The organism is Cupriavidus sp. SW-Y-13, from assembly GCF_009793345.1.
Lineage (GTDB): Bacteria > Pseudomonadota > Gammaproteobacteria > Burkholderiales > Burkholderiaceae > Cupriavidus.
In genome coordinates, this window is sequence record NZ_WHLX01000002.1 from 1403491 (window position 1) to 1419386 (window position 15896).

The window sequence follows — 15896 nt, forward strand, 5'->3', positions numbered from 1 at the left end:
CCACCAAATAAGGAAGACGCAAGCACTTATAGCCTTTCCCAACGCGAAAGTTACCCCGCTTACATCTTGCACACATCGTCGGCAGGTGAGTAGTGAATAGAATCTGACGAGTAGAAGTCGACAATCGATTTTTGAGATAGCCACAATGCCACGCACCCTCCTTTCTGCCGCAGCCGTCGCGGTCCTCTCGATCTTGGCGATCACCGCCCATGCCGACCCATGGAAGGACGAGTCTGGCCATGGTCATGGCAACCGAAAAGGCGGCGAATACAAGGAGGAATATTGGGACGGTCCGTGCAAAGTGGAACGCAAATGGAAAGGCAATGGCGAGTACAAGGAAGAACGAAAGTGCAAGGACCGCGGTGCGTACTATGCTCCCGCTCCCGTGTACCCGGCGCCTGAGCCGGCCATCGTGATCAGCCCACAAGTGATCGTGCGCCCATGAAGGTGGTGTCCTGCGTGAGAGACGGAGGTGGAGGCTGCTACCGGAAGCCGCCAATCTGACAACTCTCGGAAAAGTTCTCGTCCTCTAGCCCCTACTCCCCCACAAACACCGGCAACCCCGACACCTCGTCACGCAGAAACGCAATCAACGCCCGCGTCGCCATCGACAGATGGGGATTGGGCGTAGTGATGATGTAGAGGCGGTTGCCCAGCCCTTCCGGTGTCCAGTCGGGCAGCACGGGAACGAGCGTGCCGCGTCGAACATCGTCCCAGCCCATGTAGAGCGGTAGCAGGCTGACGCCGTGCCCTTGCCGCACGGCGTTCATCAGGAACGGAAAGTGTTCGGACTGCAGGTACGGGGTGATTTCCACGTCCTGTCGTTCCGGGCCGCAGTCGGTGTCGCGACCCAGCGTCAGCAGGAAGCGGCGCGACGTATAGGGCGGGCACAGGAAGCGGCATTCGGTCAGGTCCGATGGCTTCCTCAGTGGCGCGACGCGCTTCAGGTAATCGGGTGAGGCGCAGAGCTGCCAGCGGATCGCGCAGACGTCGCGCGCCACGGTATCGAGTGGTGGCAGCGACGTCACCTTCAGCGCCACGTCGATCTCCGCAGCAATCAGGTCAGTGACGCGGTTCGCAAAGAACACGCGCAGCGAGATACCGGGGTGCAGTTCGGCAAAACGCAGCAACATCGGCGCGATGAATGCATCGCCCAGTCCGGTTGGCACGCTGATGCGCACATGGCCGCGCAGCGTCTTGCCCAGGCTGTCGATCTCCGCCTGCGCGGCTGCGATCTCCTGCAGGATGCGCAAGCCATGTTCGTAGAGCGACTGCCCCGCATCTGTCATTTCCAGCCGGCGCGTGGTTCGGCGCAGCAGCATGGTCCCCGCCTGCTCCTCCAGTTGCCCGAGTTGCCGGCTGATCTGCGAGCGAGTCACGCCGCGTCGGCGCCCTGCCTCGGCCAGGTTGCCCGACTCCACGATATCCACGAATGCCTGAACGAGATTGAGGTCCATGCGAATGCTCTGAAAAGCAATGTCAAGTATTACGCAACATTGTGCTGCGGCAAGACAGGATTGTCGATGATGAAGAGCGTGGCTACAGTGTTGTGCCACTGGATAAAGATGTCGAATAACTGGGAGACCCGTATGCCTGCAGACCTCTGGTTCGAATCGTTGCATCGCCCCGGCGCGGAGGTCGTGGATCGCGGCAACCGGCTGGCGGGCGGTCTCAGGCGGCTTGGGCTGGAGTCGGGTGACGTGGTGGCGGTGCTGCTGCGCAACCATCCGGTGTTCGCCGATGTGGTGTTTGCGTGCCGCACGGCCGGCACCTATTACTGCCCGATCAACTGGCACTTCACGGCGGAGGAAGTGCGCTATCTGCTGGAAGACAGCAACGCGCGCGTGCTGATCACCCAGGCAGACCTGCTGCCCGCCGTGCTGGCCGTGGTGCCTGCCGATGTAGTCGTGCTGACCGTCGACGGTATCAATGACGATGCCATCGAATACGAACCCTGGCTCGCTGCGCAGGCACCGTACGACGGCCCGCGCGTGGCGCCGCGCGGCCATCTGGCCTATACCTCCGGCACCACGGGGCGGCCCAAGGGCGTGCTGCGCCAGCCGGTTCCGCTCGATCAACTGGACGATCAGCAGACGCGGCTGCGCTCGCTGGTCAGCCAGGCCATCGGCATCGTTCCCGGATGCCGCGCGCTGATGTCGGCCCCGCTGTATCACAGCGCGCCGAGCGTATTCGTGCAGAACGCGCTGCAGATGGCCGAGCGGCTGGTGCTGGCGCCACGCTTCGATGCCGAGCAGGTGCTGGCGCTCGTGGAGAAACATCGTATCGACGTGCTCTACCTCGTCCCGATCATGTACGTGCGCCTGCTCAAGCTCGCGCCCGAGGTGCGTGCGCGTTATGACCTGTCATCAATCCGATTCGTGGCATCCACCGGATCGCCCTGCTCGCCCGAGGTCAAGCGCGCGATGCTCGACTGGTTCGGCCCGGTCATCCACGAAACCTATGCATCGAGCGAGGCCGGCATGATCACGGTGGCCACGCCGCATGACGCCGCCACGCGACCCGGTACGGCCGGGCGTGCCGTGGACGAAGGCAGCATTCGCATCATCGACGAGGCTGGCCGCCCTTGCGCCACCGGCGAAGTGGGCCTGATCTACGTGCGCCAGCCTGCGTATCCCGATTTCACCTACCTGAACAACGACGCCGCGCGGCAGGCCATCGATATCGACGGACGTGTCACGCTCGGTGACATGGGCTATCTCGATGCCGATGGCTACCTGTTCATTTGCGACCGCGCATCGGACATGGTGATCTCTGGCGGCGTGAACATCTATCCGGCCGAGATCGAACACGAACTCGTGCGCTATCCCGGCGTGGCGGATTGCGTGGTCTTCGGCGTGCCCGATGACGAATACGGCGAGCGGCTGCACGGCGTGGTGCAGCCCGTGGCAGACACCACGCTGGAACCGGAAGCTGTTGTCGAATGGCTGCGCGGACGGCTCTCGGGCTTCAAGGTGCCGCGCACGATCGAGATCGTTGCGCAACTGCCGCGCGACGAGACCGGCAAGCTCGCCAAGCGCCGGCTGCGCGACCAGCACTGGGCGGGACGCCAGCGTCGCGTCTGAGTCATCGATCAAACAACAAAACACAAGAAAGACAGGAGACAACATGCAACGCAGGACCGCACTCATCGCCGCCGCAACGCTCGGCCTCGCAACCTTCGCTTCATCGGCCTTTGCCGCGTATCCCGATCGTCCGATCAAGCTTGTGGTGCCGTACACGCCGGGCGGCTCGACCGACCAGTTCGGCCGTGCAATGGCCGAGGGCATGGCGCGCGAACTGAAGCAGCCCGTGGTGGTGGAAAACCGCCCCGGCGCCAATACGATGGTCGGCACGCAAAGCGTGGCGCGTGCGCAGGCCGATGGGTACACCATCCTGATGGGCAGCAGCGCGAGCATGGTGCTGAACCCGATGCTCTACAAGAAGACCGGCTACGACCCGAAGGACTTCAAGGTCATCCTGGTGGGCATCGAAGTGCCGCTCGTCGTGGTCACCAACAATCAGGTGCCAGCCAACACGATCAAGGACTTTGCCGCCTACGCCAAGGCGGCGGGCGGCAAGCTCAACTATTCCTCGGTAGGACTCGGCAATCCGCTGCAACTGGCCTCGGAGATGCTCAAGTCCGAGCTTGGCATGGAGATGACGCACGTGCCGTACAACGGCAGCGCGCCGGCGTTGTCGGCGCTGCTGGCCAACGATACGCAGATGATGGTCGATGTGGTCAGCACCTCGCTGCCCCATATCAAGGCGGGCAAACTCAAGGCGCTGGCAGTGACGGCGCGCTCGCGCCTGGAAGTGCTGCCCAACGTGCCGACCATGGCGGAGAGCGGCTATCCGAACTTCCATGCCGCCACGTGGTTCGGGCTGTCCGTACCGGCCCAGACGCCGCCGGAAGCCATCGCGAAACTGCAGGCTGCCGCATCGCGCGTGCTGACCGAGACGGCGTTCCGCAATACGTTCAACGCGCTGGGGCTGATCGTGCAGCAGCCGCGCTCGCAGGCCGAGATCGATCGCTACGTGAACGCCGACCGTGAGAGCTGGGGCAAGGTCATCCGCGCCAACAACATCAGCCTCGATTGATGCGATGGATGCATCAGGCGAGCGCCTCGGCGGTGCGGTAGTCCGCATCCCACGCGCTCGCCAGTTGCAGGCAGCGGCCCAGCGGTACGGCGTTGCGCTCGACATCCACGACCATGACGTGATCGGCCCATGCGGGACGCGGCGGTGTCTCCGCGCTGCGTCCATCGGTCAGCAGCCATAGCCAGCGCTGCTGCGCGGGACGCTCCCGGGCCTGGCGCGCCAGCAACTGATCGGCGCGGGCAAGGCCCAGCGTCAGTGGCGTGCCCCCTCCCCCACTGATCGGCCGAATCCAGTCTTCATTCCAGCGCTGCGCGCGTGACGGCGCCAGCCGCACCTCGGCGTGCCCTGCGGCAAAGCAGACCAGCGCCACATCGGCGCGCGACTGATAGGCACGTTCCAGCAATCGCACCAGCACGCCTTTGGCCAGCGCCATGGGTTCGCCATGGACCATCGAACCGGAACAATCGAGCACCACGCAGTGCAGCACGCCCGCGCGCGGGTCCGTGCGCCGGAAGCGCAAGTGCGCGGGCGTCAGCACGGCGTTGCGGCGCGCGGCCAGCGTGCGCGGCCAATGCACACGCACGCCCGGTGCCGCACCATGCGTGGCTTGCCGTGCCGATACCGGACGCGCCGCCTGCCACCGATTGCCCCCGGACCGCTCGGGTCCGGGCGCCCGGTGGCTCAGGCTTTTTTTGCGGTGCGGTCTCCGGCGAATGGCTTCAGCGGTTTCACATCGGCAATCGCACTCGGCTGGGGTGGCGGCAGTGCACCCCACGGGTCTGTTGACGATGGCGATTGGGACGATGGCGGCGGTGCGGCCTGCGCGTTGTCCTGCGCAGGCTGTGTCGCTGGCGAGCCGGCATGACGGCGATGATGGAGCACCAGTTCGGCCACGGCATCGACATGTCCTGCGTCGATGGCGCCGGCGCCCTGCCACGCAGCCAGCGCACGCGCGGCGCGTAGCATGACGAGGTCAGCACGCACGCCATCCACGGCAGCGGCCAGACAGAGCGCACTGACGTGATCGTGCACGGCATCACTGAACGTCAACGCGTCGAGCGATGCACGCGCACTGACCACACGCGCCGCCAGTTCACGCTGGCGCGGCGCCACGGCGGCGCAGAACGCTTCCGGGTCCGCATCGAACGCCAGCCGCGCACGCACGATGGCCTGACGCGCGGCGGGGTCCGCGTAGTTGCCCAGCGACAGCGCCAAGCCGAAGCGATCGAGCAACTGCGGCCGCAGCTCGCCCTCTTCCGGATTCATCGTGCCCACCAGCACGAAGCGCGCAGGATGCTCGTGCGATACCCCGTCACGCTCTACCACGTTCACGCCGCTGGATGCGGCGTCGAGCAACTGGTCGACCAGCGGATCGGGCAGCAGGTTCACTTCGTCGACGTAGAGCACGCCATCGTGCGCGCGTGCCAGCAGCCCCGGCTGGAAGCGCACCTCGCCCTGCTGCAATACGTGCGACAGATCGAGCGTGCCCGTCAGTTGTTCCTCGCTGGCACCGAGCGGCAGCGTCACGAAGTGGCCGTGCGGCAGTAGTCCGGCCAGCGCACGCGCCGCCGTGGATTTGGCGGTGCCACGCGGGCCAGTCACCAGCACGCCGCCGATGCCGGGATCGATGGCCGCCAGCAGCAGCGCCTGTTGCAGCGCGTCCTGCCCGACCAGGGCACTGAACGGAAAAATCGGGCGCAGGGCCTGGCTTGTCATGGCTGTCCTTCCAGACGCTGTTCGTTGTCGAGTAGATGGTGTTCGATGCGATCCCGCTGGTCGCCCGGTTCCTGCCAGAGGCCACGGTCCATCGCTTCCAGCAGGCATTCGCAGATGCCTTGCAGTGCGCGCGGATTGTGCTGGGCGAGGAAGTCGCGATTGGTAGCGTCGTGCACATAAGCATCGGCCACGAGCGCGTACTGGTGATCGCCCACCACGCGCGCGGTGGCGTCGTAGCCGAACAGGTAATCCACGGTTGCGGCCATCTCGAACGCACCCTTGTAACCATGCCGACGCACGCCGTCTATCCATTTCGGATTCACCACGCGTGTGCGGATCACGCGCGCAATTTCTTCGTTCAAGGTGCGCACGCGCGGCGCGGCAGGATTGGCGTGATCGCCGTGATAGATCGCCGGCTGCGCGCCGCCGAGATGGCGCACCGCCGCGACCATACCACCCTGGAACTGGTAGTAGTCGTTGGCGTCGAGGATGTCGTGCTCGCGGTTGTCCTGGTTCTGCACCACGGCGTCGATGCCGGCCAGCCGCGACGCGAAGGTTTCGTGCGCCGCCACGCCATCGAGCCGCTGCCCGTAGGCGAAGCCGCCCGCGTGCAGGTAGGCATCGGCGAGGTCCGCATCGGTCTGCCAGCGACGACCATCGATCAGCGCCTGAAGGCCCGTGCCATAGTCGCCGGGCCGCGCGCCGAACACGCGCCAGCTTGCGCGATCCTTTGCGGCATCGGACGAGACACCCTGCGCCATCAGCGCCTGCTGCTCGGCCAGCACGCGAGCACGGATCGGATTGACGTCCTCCGGTTCATCGAGCGCGGCCACGGCACGCACGGCGGCATCGAACAGCGACACAAGATTGGCGAAGGCATCGCGGAAAAACCCCGAGACGCGCAGCGTGACATCGACGCGCGGTCGGTCGAACACCGTCATCGGCAGGATCTCGAAATCGACCACGCGATGGCTGCCATGCGCCCATTTGGGTCGCACGCCGAGCAGCGCCATGGCCTGCGCGATATCGTCGCCACCGGTGCGCATCGTCGCCGTGCCCCAGACCGACAGCCCCACAGCGCGCGGATACTCGCCGTGTTCCTGCAGATGCCGTTCGATCAACTGACTGGCCGAGCGCAGCCCGAGCGTCCATGCGGTGCGCGTAGGCACGGCTCGCGTATCGACCGAGTAGAAGTTGCGGCCAGTAGGCAGCACATCGGGACGTCCGCGCGAAGGTGCACCGCTTGGCCCCGGTGGCACGAATCGGCCATTCAGTCCGTTGGCAAGTTGCGCGAGTTCTTGTGTGCCGCATGCATCGAGACGCGGCGCGACGTCGTTGCGCAACCGTGCGAGTACGGTGGAGGTCTGCGACATCGACGTTGTCGCGGTGCTCGTGTCTTCATCGAGCATGCGCAGCGCCAGCAGTTCAAGACGCTCGCGTGTATCGCCATGATGGCGCCACGGTCCTGCGTCGATACTCGCCAGCACATCCGGACGCGGGCCGGTCCACGGTGCGGCCCAGTCCGCATCGAGCGGATCGAAACCGAGCGACAGGTCTGCTGCCAGCGCCGACAGCAGGCTCGCGCGGCCGTCGGCACCATCCCCAACTGGGAAGCGTGCCAATGCTGCCAACGTATCGCGGCGCTGTCGCCCTTCAGGCGATTGGCCGAACACATGCAGGCCGTCGCGAATCTGCGATTCCTTGAGTTCGCACAGCCATGCGTCGGTGCGATTCAGCAGCGCATCCTCGTCGTCGTTGCTGGCCGGTGCATCGAAGCCCAGTTCGCGATGCAGTTGCTGGCTGACGATAGATTGCAGGATCTCGCGGCGCAGCAGCCTGGCGCGGCGCGGATCGATGCTCAGTGCTTCGTAGTATTCGTCCACCTGCCGCTCCAGATCCTGCAGCGGCCCGTAGTTTTCTGCGCGCGTCAGCGGTGGCATCAGGTGGTCGATGATCACGGCCTGTGCGCGGCGTTTGGCCTGCGCGCCCTCGCCTGGATCGTTGACGATGAACGGATAGAGATGCGGCGTGGGACCAAGGATGGCGTCGGGCCAGCAACTATCGGACAGCGCCACGCTCTTGCCCGGCAGCCATTCGAGATTGCCGTGCTTGCCTACGTGCACGACCGCATCGATGGCGAACACGCGGCGCAGCCAGAAGTAGAACGCGAGATAGCCATGCGGCGGCACGAGTTCTGCATCGTGATAGCTCGCGTAGTCATCCACGCCATACGCGCGCGCGGGCTGGATGCCGACGAAGACGTTGCCCGTGCGTACGCCCGCGATCATGAAGCGACCGTCGCGCATCATGGGGTCTGCTTCAGGCGCGCCCCAGCGCGCGGCGATGGCGTCGCGATTGGCCTCGGGCAATTCGGCCAGCCATGCGCGATAGTCCTCCATCGACAGGCTCTGGAACGCGGGCCGCCATGCATGCTGATCGAGATCGTTGGTGACGCCACGGGTGAGGCCGCGCATCAATGCGTCGCCATCGGCGGGAAGCGGACCCAGTGTGTAGCCTTCGGCATCGAGCGTTTGCAGGATGCGCACGACCGACGCCGGCGTATCGAGCCCTACCCCGTTGCCGATGCGCCCTTCGCTGGCGGGATAGTTGGCGAGGATCAGCGCCACGCGCTTTTCATCGTTCTGCAACGTGCGCAAACGACACCAGCGATGCGCAAGCTCCACCACGAATCGCACGCGCTCCGCATCGGGCTGATAGCGCACGACATCGACCTGTGTATGCGGGCAGCGCCACGCCAGCCCCTTGAAGCTGATGGCGCGCGTGATGATGCGGCCATCGACCTCGGGCAGCGCCACATGCATCGCCACATCGCGCGTGCCCAGGCCCTGGCTATCGGCCAGCCAGTCCTCGCGATTGCCGCCGCTCAGGATGACCTGCAGCACCGGAGCATCGTTGGCGAGCGGTACATCGCTATCGCTCGCATTGTCGAGCGAGGCCGTGGCGAAGGCCGTGGTGTTGAGGACGAGCGCTACCGAGTGTTCGTCGCACAGGCGCTGGAGCACCTCGCGGCACAGCGGCTCTTTCAGCGAACTGACGGCCAGCGGCAGCGGACAGAGGCCAGCATCGAGCAACGCCTCAGCCACGACATCGAACACGGCGGTGTTACCGGCTTGCAGATGCGAGCGATAAAACAGCAGTGCCACGACCGGCGCACCATCGAGTCCGCGTGCAGACCATTCGTGCTGCCAGTCCTGCACGGTCGCCACGCCATGGTCGCGGTGATAGAGCGCGGCTTGCGGCAGGACTTGCGGGGGTAGCGCGGGTGCGGTGAACTGTTCTGGATAGGCATGGCCGCCGAGACAGCGGAAGAATTGCTCCGCATTGCCGGGACCACCCTCGCGCAGATAGCGCCATAGCTGATGCGAGAGTTCCACCGGCGCATTGCCACGCCGCGCGAGGTTGTCGTCCTCGGCCAGGTCGCCCGAGAACATCACCAGCAGTTGCCCACGGGCGCGAGCGAGTTCCGGCAGGCGTTCCAGCCCGTAGGCCCAGTCGCTCTCGCCGCCGAGGTGATCCACCACCACTACACGCGCATGCTGCAGAACTTCGTCGATATAGAGATCGAGCGAGGCCGGCTGGCGCAGGTACATCTGGTTGGCCAGTCGCACACTCGGATAGTCTGCGCCGAGTTGCGGCACGGCAGCAGCCAGCAGCGACAGCGTGGTGTCAGCGGCACTCAGGACGACGATATCGCCCGGCGTCTGCTCGATGCGCAAGACGATCGAATCGTCCTCGACGAAGCCGCCTGGCCGGGTGGACAGCAGATGCATGGGTCAGCGAACGCCCGTAACGATCGTGGCTGGAATGCTGGACGTCTGCATGGCTGGGGCGGGTGAATTTGTGAAGGCGATCAGGATACGGGGGTTGGCGGTGGCTGTCTATTTGGGGGGCCTTGCCCGCCCTGCCGGTTTGCTCCCCTCTCCCATGTAGTGGGAGAGGGGTTGGGGGAGAGGGCATGCGGTTCAAATTTCGACTTGCTGGTGATTGCACCGCTAGCCCTCTCCCCCTGCCCCTCTCCCGCCTTGCGGGAGAGGGGAGCAAACCAGCGGCAGAGTTAAACGCGTCGTCGCCAAGCCACGAACGCGCCTGATCCAATCAACAGCAGCCCCAACATCGCCGCCAGCCACGCGTAGTTCGTATGCGCGGGCGCCCTTGCCACACGCACTTCACGTGGTGTCAATTGCTGCCCCGTAACACGCTGTTCGGCTGACACCGCAGGCGCCGCCGGCGCATCAACCGGTGCCGTACGCGCAGCCTCCTTCGCCTTCGACACCACCCGCCCCGGCGCCACCACCGCATCCGCCAGCGCTTTTCCCACGTCCCGCAGATCCACACCTGCCGCCTTGCCGCTGCGTGCGATATGCGCCATCAGCACCGGATTGCCGCACGTATTGGCCGTACACGACAACCCATCGCGGCGCACGCTCTCCGCGTACTGGCGCAGCAACTCGCGACGCTCGTCGTCAGTGAATCGATAGCTCCCCTGCCGATCCACTTCCAGCAGCCGCGCCAGAATGCCCTGCCTTGCATGCGGATTGGCCTGCTGGAAGAATGCGCGCATCCCAAGGCCGAGCTTGTCGGCCACATACACATCGTAGGTACGCTGCCAGAATGCGCCCGGCGTCTGCTCGGGCACCGTCGCCTGAAATCCGTACAGGTGCTCCACCTCGCGGTACATCTCGCGTGCGCCCGCATAGCCAGAGCGCTGCATCGCCGTGATCCACTTCGGGTTCCATTGGCGTGCGTTGAGTTCCGTGGCCAACCACGTGCGTGCGTCAACGGTCTGCGTTTCGCCTGCGCGCCGCAGGTTATGCAGCCAGAGCGGCGGCGCGCTGCCCGTCACGGCACGCGTGGCGGCGGTCAGGCCGCCAGCATATTGGTACGTGTCATCGTTATCGAGCGCACCGTACAGCGTGCTGGTGCGCGAAAACACCACGGCCTGATTCGATTTCAGGTGGCTGGCCAGCGCGGCAGGCGCCGATTCGCCCCATCCTTCGGCCGAATACGCGAAGTTCATGTAGCGCAGGTACTGGCGCGCCAGCGCGTCAGGGCCCCCCTGCGCGTCGCGGCTCTGCTCCACCATCTGCTGCACACCAATCGAATAGTTGCCGGGCTTCGCCGCAAACACGCGCGCCCGTGCCACCTTGCCAGCCGTTTCCGCATCCACCCCCTGCCGGACCAACTCTGCTGTCACGGCCCTGTCTTGGCGGCTAATTGCATTTTCTCCGGCGGCAGCAGCCAGCCGGGCAGCCTTGTCGAGCAGCGCGATCTTGTCGCCGAAGCCATCGCGGTAGATGCCCGAGGTGGTCAGCAGCACGTTGACGCGCGGGCGGCCCAGCTCGGTATCGGGAATCAGCCGCACGTCCTCCACATCGCCGCGCGCGTTCCATACCGGCTCCACGCCCATCAGGTACATCGCCTCGGCTTCCATGGCGCCCTGGTGCCGCTCCGTTTCGCCATACCAGAGGACCATCGAAACCGATTCCGGCCATTGCCCGCCGTGCTCCTGCCGATAGCGCGCCAGCGTCTGGCCGGCCATCGTCTTGCCCAGTGCCCAGGCCGCGCGCGTGGGGATCTTTGCGCCGTCGAACGCATGAGGGTTGCGACCCGTCGGCAGGCTATCGGGCACGCGCACCGGATCGCCCAGCGGGCCGGTTGGCAGATAGCGGCCGGACAGCACCGTGATCGACGCATCGAGTTCTGCCTGCGGCGAGGCGCGCAGATCGGCCAGCCACTGCCGCCCCATCGCCAACGCACGGCGCGTGGCATCGTCTGGCGCCACGGGATCACGGCCCGCCACGACCGCTTCTGCCCAATCGTGCAGGGTAGAGCGATCGGCACGCACCTGTGCGCCGAGCAGCAAGGCCAGCGCATCGGTCTGGTCGGCGGTGTCCGGCACCTGGCCGAGCGTATGGATGCCAAGCGGCATCGGCTCCGCCTCGACCTTGTGCAGGAAGGCATGCAGCACCGGCTCGATCTGTTCCCACGGCGCACTGGCGTCGAGACCGAGTTGCTGATCGAGCTTCTGCGCACGCATTTGTTCGATGGCCTGCTTGCGGTACTGCGCCGAAAGTTCGGGCGCACTGTCGCGCGTGGCGTCGGCCTGTTCCACGGCTTCATCCAGCGCTGCCAGCACAGGCGGCTGCCCTGCGCTGGCCAGCAGCGGCGAGAGGTGGCTGACCAGCACGGCCGCGCTGCGGCGCTTGGCCTGGATCGCTTCACCGCCACCGTCCTGGATGTAGAGGTAGGCGTTCGGCAGATCGCCAAGAATCACCTCCGACGCATCATCGCCAGACTGCGCCACCTGCTTGCCGGGCAGCCATTCCAGCGTGCCGTGACGGCCCACGTGCATCACGGCATCGGCGCCAAACCCATGGCGATACCAGAGATAGGCGGCGAGATAGGAATGCGGAGGCGGCGTGATGGTGTCGTGCGAGTCGTCCATGGCGCGGGCGAACGTGGACCGCAGCGGCTGCGGCCCGACGAATACATTGCCGAAGAACAAACCCGGCACGACGAATGCCGGCTCACCGCTGGCGTCGCGCGCGAGCATCAGCGGATTGCGTTCGGGCGGCCCCCATGCGCGCAGCACCGACTGCCGGAATGCGGCGGGTAGCGTGTCGAACCAGCGGCGGTATTGCGCCATCGGCACCAGCTTGACGTGCCCGGCCCGGACCATGCGATCGCGCTCGCCAGGGGACCATGTCTCGATGTTGCGTCCGTTGGCATCGAGCAGCGCCGCGAGCGAGGCGGCATCGGGCAAGGCATCGCCCGTGGTGTAGCCGGCCGCACGCAGTCGCTTGAGGATCTGTTCAAGCGTGGGCAGCGTGGCGAGATAGCTCGCGCCGATGTTGCCGCGTCCCGGCGGGTTGTTGTAGTAGAGCACCGCCACGTGCTTGCGCGCGACGGGTGTGTCCTGCAGCGCGATCCAGCGTTTCACTCTCGCCACGATGGCGTCGACGCGCTCGGGCACAGCTACACTGGCACGCACACCCTCGTGCGATTCCTGCGTCGCGAACAGCATCGGCTCGGTGGCGCCGCTGCGTTCGGGAGCAGTCAGCAGCAACGGCAGGCGCTCGCCCGCGATGCCGCGCACATCGGCCTGCCATGCCGATGCACTGTCACGCGTGGCAACGAGATTGATCGTGTGCAGCCCGTGCCGTGTCAGCCAATCCTTGTCCTGCGCACGCGGGATGGTCAGATTCAGCGCCAGCAGCGCACGCAGCGGCGTCTTGCCATCGACAGTCAGCAGCGTATCGAGTGACGAGACCGGCCAGCCAAAGACCGGCACGGCGCCCATGCCCTGCCGCTCCAATGCCTCCACCAATGCATCGATATGCGCGAGATCGCGCTGGCGATAGCTGGTGGCGTAGAACGTGATGCCGACGAGCGGCGCTTCGGCGCGCAGATGCCCTTGCGTGCGATACCACTGCAGATAATCGGCCAGCGAAGCAAACGGCTGCGGGGCACGCGGATGGTAGATGCCAGCGGTCGGGGCGGGACGCACCGGGGGCACCGCAATCGGCGTCGCCCCCACCTCACGCTGACGCGCGGCCACGACATAGGCCATCCATGCGGCAAGATTGTCGACGCCCCCGGCATCCCAGTATTCCTGTGTCGCCGAGTTCGCGGCAGCGTTGATGCGGAGTCCCCATGCCTCTTCCGCATTCTGCGCAGGGGAAGCCAACACCGTCGCGCCACGGGCCTGCGCCTGCCGGACCGCTGGCGCCACCTTTCGCAATGTGGCAGCGGGCACGAACCACGCTTCGATAACATCGGCGCGCGCCAATGACGCGGCGTCAGGCGTACCGGTCACGAACGTGAATTCGGCGACATCGTCGCCATGCGTCGAGCGAAACGATGCTTCGGCCGCGGGCAACAGATGCCCTTGCGATGTCATCACCATCACGCGAATGGGTGCCGACTGTACGACCGATGAGCAGACCAGCAGCCACCACGCCAGACAAATCAGGCGCAGCAACGGACGACGGAGGAAAGCGCGGAACGGGAGCACGAGACGGACGAAGTGACAGGAGCCAGGCATGGGGGCGCCCGATTCTACCTGTCGCGGGGAATGGCAATGGATTCGGATGTTATCGTCCGGTCACCCCGGCGCTCCCGAAAATCAAACGCTCGTGTGGCACATCGCGTGGCGAGGGATCGGGATCTGCCCCATGTGGTTTTTTTGCCGATGCTACAAATCAGCGTCTTTGCTGGCGCTTTTGCAGCGTTGGCAGCACGTTTCGCCACAATCGGCAAATCCATCCGGGCCCGCAGTGTAAAAAAGACAAGGCCAGGCGCAGCGGATCGCCGGGCCTGGCCAGATGGGCGATCAATCTACCTCAGCTTCGCGTGCCCCGCAATCAGCCCTGTGGGGGACCCCACATCGGTCATGGTGACCCATCGTGTACCGTGCGCCGGATCGTCTATATTTGACCGCATGGCGCACAAACCGAATGAATCACCGCCGTAGACAGCCCCGGGAGGTATATGCCATGCGTTCGCTTGCAAACTTGTTCAGTCCGCCGACGCCAGAGAAGATCGCTGAAAAGGAACTGCAAGACATGAGGCTGACGCTTTTCCAGGCAGAACGCCGCCTGCTTGAAGCGCAGATGCAAGTCGATTATTACCGCAACATGATCGCCTTCCTCGAAGAAGTGGGAACCGTGGGCGTGGAAGGCGTAGCCGACCGCCGCACCACCCTGCCCGCCGCGTCCTCCGCGCCTCAGGCGCCGACGCTGCAGGCGCCGCAACCGGCCCGTGCCACTGCGGGCCTCGCCACGATTCCGATCGTGCCTTCCGCAGCGTGATGCGCGCTGCGTGACGCGTGTAGGGATGCACGCCCCCCCGCCCGCGCGGGGGGCCTGTGCGATACTGGCCGCCTTTCCGAATCCGAGAACCGGCCATGAGCAACCTGCTACCCGCGATTGAAATCGAAACCGCGCCCAACCCGACGCATGCTGTTATCTGGATGCATGGCCTGGGCGCCGACGGCAACGATTTCGTGCCGGTGGTGCCGGAACTCGGATTACCCACGACGCCGGCCATCCGCTTCGTCTTTCCCAACGCCCCCGCCATTCCCGTGACCTGCAACGGCGGTTACGTGATGCCAGCCTGGTACGACATCCTTTCGCTCGATGACGCGGGGCGGCAGGCTGACGAGGCCGGCATCTGGAAATCGTGCGAAGCCGTCCGCGCGCTCATCGCACGCGAAAATGCGCGTGGCATCCCGTCGGATCGCATCGTACTGGCCGGATTCTCGCAAGGCGGCGCCATTGCCTACACCACGGCGCTTACCCACCCGGAGACGCTGGCCGGCGTGATCGCGCTGTCTACGTATATCCCGTCCACCGCGCTGATTGCCAAGCATGTTGCACCGGCAAACGCCGCCACACCGATCTTCGCGGCGCACGGCACCGAGGACGGTGTGGTTCCGTTGGCACTGGGTACCCGCGCACGCGACCACCTGACCGCGCAGGGCCAGCCCGTGGCCTGGCACACCTACCGCATGGCCCACTCGGTCTGCATGGAAGAAATTGCCGATATCGGCGGCTGGCTCAAGGAACGGCTGCAATGATTCCGGCTTCGCCCCCGCCCCGCATCGATTTCAACACCCGCAAGGCGCTGATGTTCGCGCTGATGGCCGAACGGCTGTCGGCCTACTACGAACACGGCCAATGGATGACCGAAGCCCAGGGCGCCACGCTGGCCGGCAACTGGCTGTCGCGCTCGAAGCTGCAACTGGCGCTGGCCGAGCGGCGCCTGCTCTCCGATCTCAGCGACCAACTGGCGCGCCAGCTTGCCGAGACGCTCTCGCGCGAAGCCGGCCTCTATGCGTCCCACGAAATGATGGAAGCGCTGGACCCCAACTACCAATCCGCCTTTGCCCACGACATGCTCGACGAATGCGAGCGGATGCTGCGGGAGAATGGGGTCGATCCGGAGAGTTGAGGGGAAGTTGCGCGAAGTAGATGCACGTTCCATCAGGGCCACACTCGTTTATTCGCTTTTATTCCGATTTCCATAAATTATCCAAATCGGAATAATTCCGGATAAAACGG

The 15896-nt window shown here is 65.4% G+C and carries 11 protein-coding genes; 6 read left to right on the plus strand and 5 right to left on the minus strand.

Annotated elements, in window-relative coordinates:
- Positions 1-145: 145 nt before the first annotated feature.
- On the plus strand, positions 146-445 hold the full coding sequence (locus GA566_RS21980) for a hypothetical protein (RefSeq protein ID WP_160474003.1): 300 nt from the start codon (positions 146-148) through the stop codon (positions 443-445).
- Positions 446-536: 91 nt separating this feature from the next.
- Here the strand turns inward: GA566_RS21980 and GA566_RS21985 are convergent, their stop codons facing one another.
- Complete coding sequence (locus tag GA566_RS21985; protein ID WP_160474004.1) at positions 537-1457, minus strand: LysR family transcriptional regulator; 921 nt, start codon at positions 1455-1457, stop codon at positions 537-539.
- A gap of 132 nt (positions 1458-1589) precedes the next feature.
- Between GA566_RS21985 and GA566_RS21990 the strand changes: the two genes are divergently transcribed.
- Together GA566_RS21990 and GA566_RS21995 are read left to right on the plus strand one after the other, a co-directional pair.
- Positions 1590-3083, plus strand: coding sequence for an acyl-CoA synthetase (locus GA566_RS21990; RefSeq protein ID WP_160474005.1), 1494 nt, complete (start codon positions 1590-1592; stop codon positions 3081-3083).
- A gap of 43 nt (positions 3084-3126) precedes the next feature.
- Complete coding sequence (locus tag GA566_RS21995; RefSeq protein ID WP_137925430.1) at positions 3127-4098, plus strand: tripartite tricarboxylate transporter substrate binding protein; 972 nt, start codon at positions 3127-3129, stop codon at positions 4096-4098.
- A 13-nt stretch (positions 4099-4111) separates the two neighbouring features.
- Here the strand turns inward: GA566_RS21995 and GA566_RS22000 are convergent, their stop codons facing one another.
- From GA566_RS22000 to GA566_RS22015, 4 genes are all read right to left on the minus strand, one after another.
- On the minus strand, positions 4112-4681 hold the full coding sequence (locus GA566_RS22000; protein WP_370459338.1) for a VWA domain-containing protein: 570 nt from the start codon (positions 4679-4681) through the stop codon (positions 4112-4114).
- A 98-nt stretch (positions 4682-4779) separates the two neighbouring features.
- Entirely contained in the window at positions 4780-5814 is a 1035-nt protein-coding gene (locus GA566_RS22005; protein ID WP_160474006.1) for an ATP-binding protein, read from the minus strand.
- The gene (cobN, locus tag GA566_RS22010; protein WP_160474007.1) at positions 5811-9605 is read right to left on the minus strand and encodes a cobaltochelatase subunit CobN; all 3795 of its coding nucleotides are present in this window, start codon (positions 9603-9605) and stop codon (positions 5811-5813) included. Before cobN ends, GA566_RS22005 begins: the two co-directional genes overlap by 4 nt.
- Positions 9606-9889: 284 nt before the next feature.
- Entirely contained in the window at positions 9890-13879 is a 3990-nt protein-coding gene (locus tag GA566_RS22015; protein ID WP_160474008.1) for a cobaltochelatase subunit CobN, read from the minus strand.
- 451 nt (positions 13880-14330) lie between these two features.
- On the opposite strand from GA566_RS22015, the gene GA566_RS22020 reads away from it, so the two are divergent.
- From GA566_RS22020 to GA566_RS22030, 3 genes are all read left to right on the plus strand, one after another.
- The gene (locus GA566_RS22020; protein ID WP_137925434.1) at positions 14331-14645 is read left to right on the plus strand and encodes a hypothetical protein; all 315 of its coding nucleotides are present in this window, start codon (positions 14331-14333) and stop codon (positions 14643-14645) included.
- 95 nt (positions 14646-14740) lie between these two features.
- Positions 14741-15412, plus strand: coding sequence for an alpha/beta hydrolase (locus tag GA566_RS22025; RefSeq protein WP_137925435.1), 672 nt, complete (start codon positions 14741-14743; stop codon positions 15410-15412).
- Positions 15409-15786 carry a hypothetical protein gene (locus GA566_RS22030; RefSeq protein ID WP_160474009.1) on the plus strand — a complete coding sequence of 126 codons (378 nt, stop codon included), beginning with the start codon at positions 15409-15411 and terminating at the stop codon, positions 15784-15786. The genes GA566_RS22025 and GA566_RS22030 overlap by 4 nt, the downstream gene beginning before the upstream one ends.
- The last annotated feature ends 110 nt before the right edge of the window (positions 15787-15896 follow it).

Excerpts from the sequence above, each read along its gene's own strand:
- GA566_RS22005 (WP_160474006.1), bottom strand. The coding sequence starts at position 5,814 with ATGACAAGCCAGGCCCTGCGCCCGATTTTTCCGTTCAGTGCCCTGGTC.
- cobN (WP_160474007.1), bottom strand. The coding sequence starts at position 9,605 with ATGCATCTGCTGTCCACCCGGCCAGGCGGCTTCGTCGAGGACGATTCG.
- GA566_RS21990 (WP_160474005.1), top strand. The coding sequence starts at position 1,590 with ATGCCTGCAGACCTCTGGTTCGAATCGTTGCATCGCCCCGGCGCGGAG.
- GA566_RS22030 (WP_160474009.1), top strand. The coding sequence starts at position 15,409 with ATGATTCCGGCTTCGCCCCCGCCCCGCATCGATTTCAACACCCGCAAG.
- GA566_RS22020 (WP_137925434.1), top strand. The coding sequence starts at position 14,331 with ATGCGTTCGCTTGCAAACTTGTTCAGTCCGCCGACGCCAGAGAAGATC.
- GA566_RS22015 (WP_160474008.1), bottom strand. The coding sequence starts at position 13,879 with ATGCCTGGCTCCTGTCACTTCGTCCGTCTCGTGCTCCCGTTCCGCGCT.
- GA566_RS21985 (WP_160474004.1), bottom strand. The coding sequence starts at position 1,457 with ATGGACCTCAATCTCGTTCAGGCATTCGTGGATATCGTGGAGTCGGGC.
- GA566_RS21995 (WP_137925430.1), top strand. The coding sequence starts at position 3,127 with ATGCAACGCAGGACCGCACTCATCGCCGCCGCAACGCTCGGCCTCGCA.
- GA566_RS22025 (WP_137925435.1), top strand. The coding sequence starts at position 14,741 with ATGAGCAACCTGCTACCCGCGATTGAAATCGAAACCGCGCCCAACCCG.
- GA566_RS21980 (WP_160474003.1), top strand. The coding sequence starts at position 146 with ATGCCACGCACCCTCCTTTCTGCCGCAGCCGTCGCGGTCCTCTCGATC.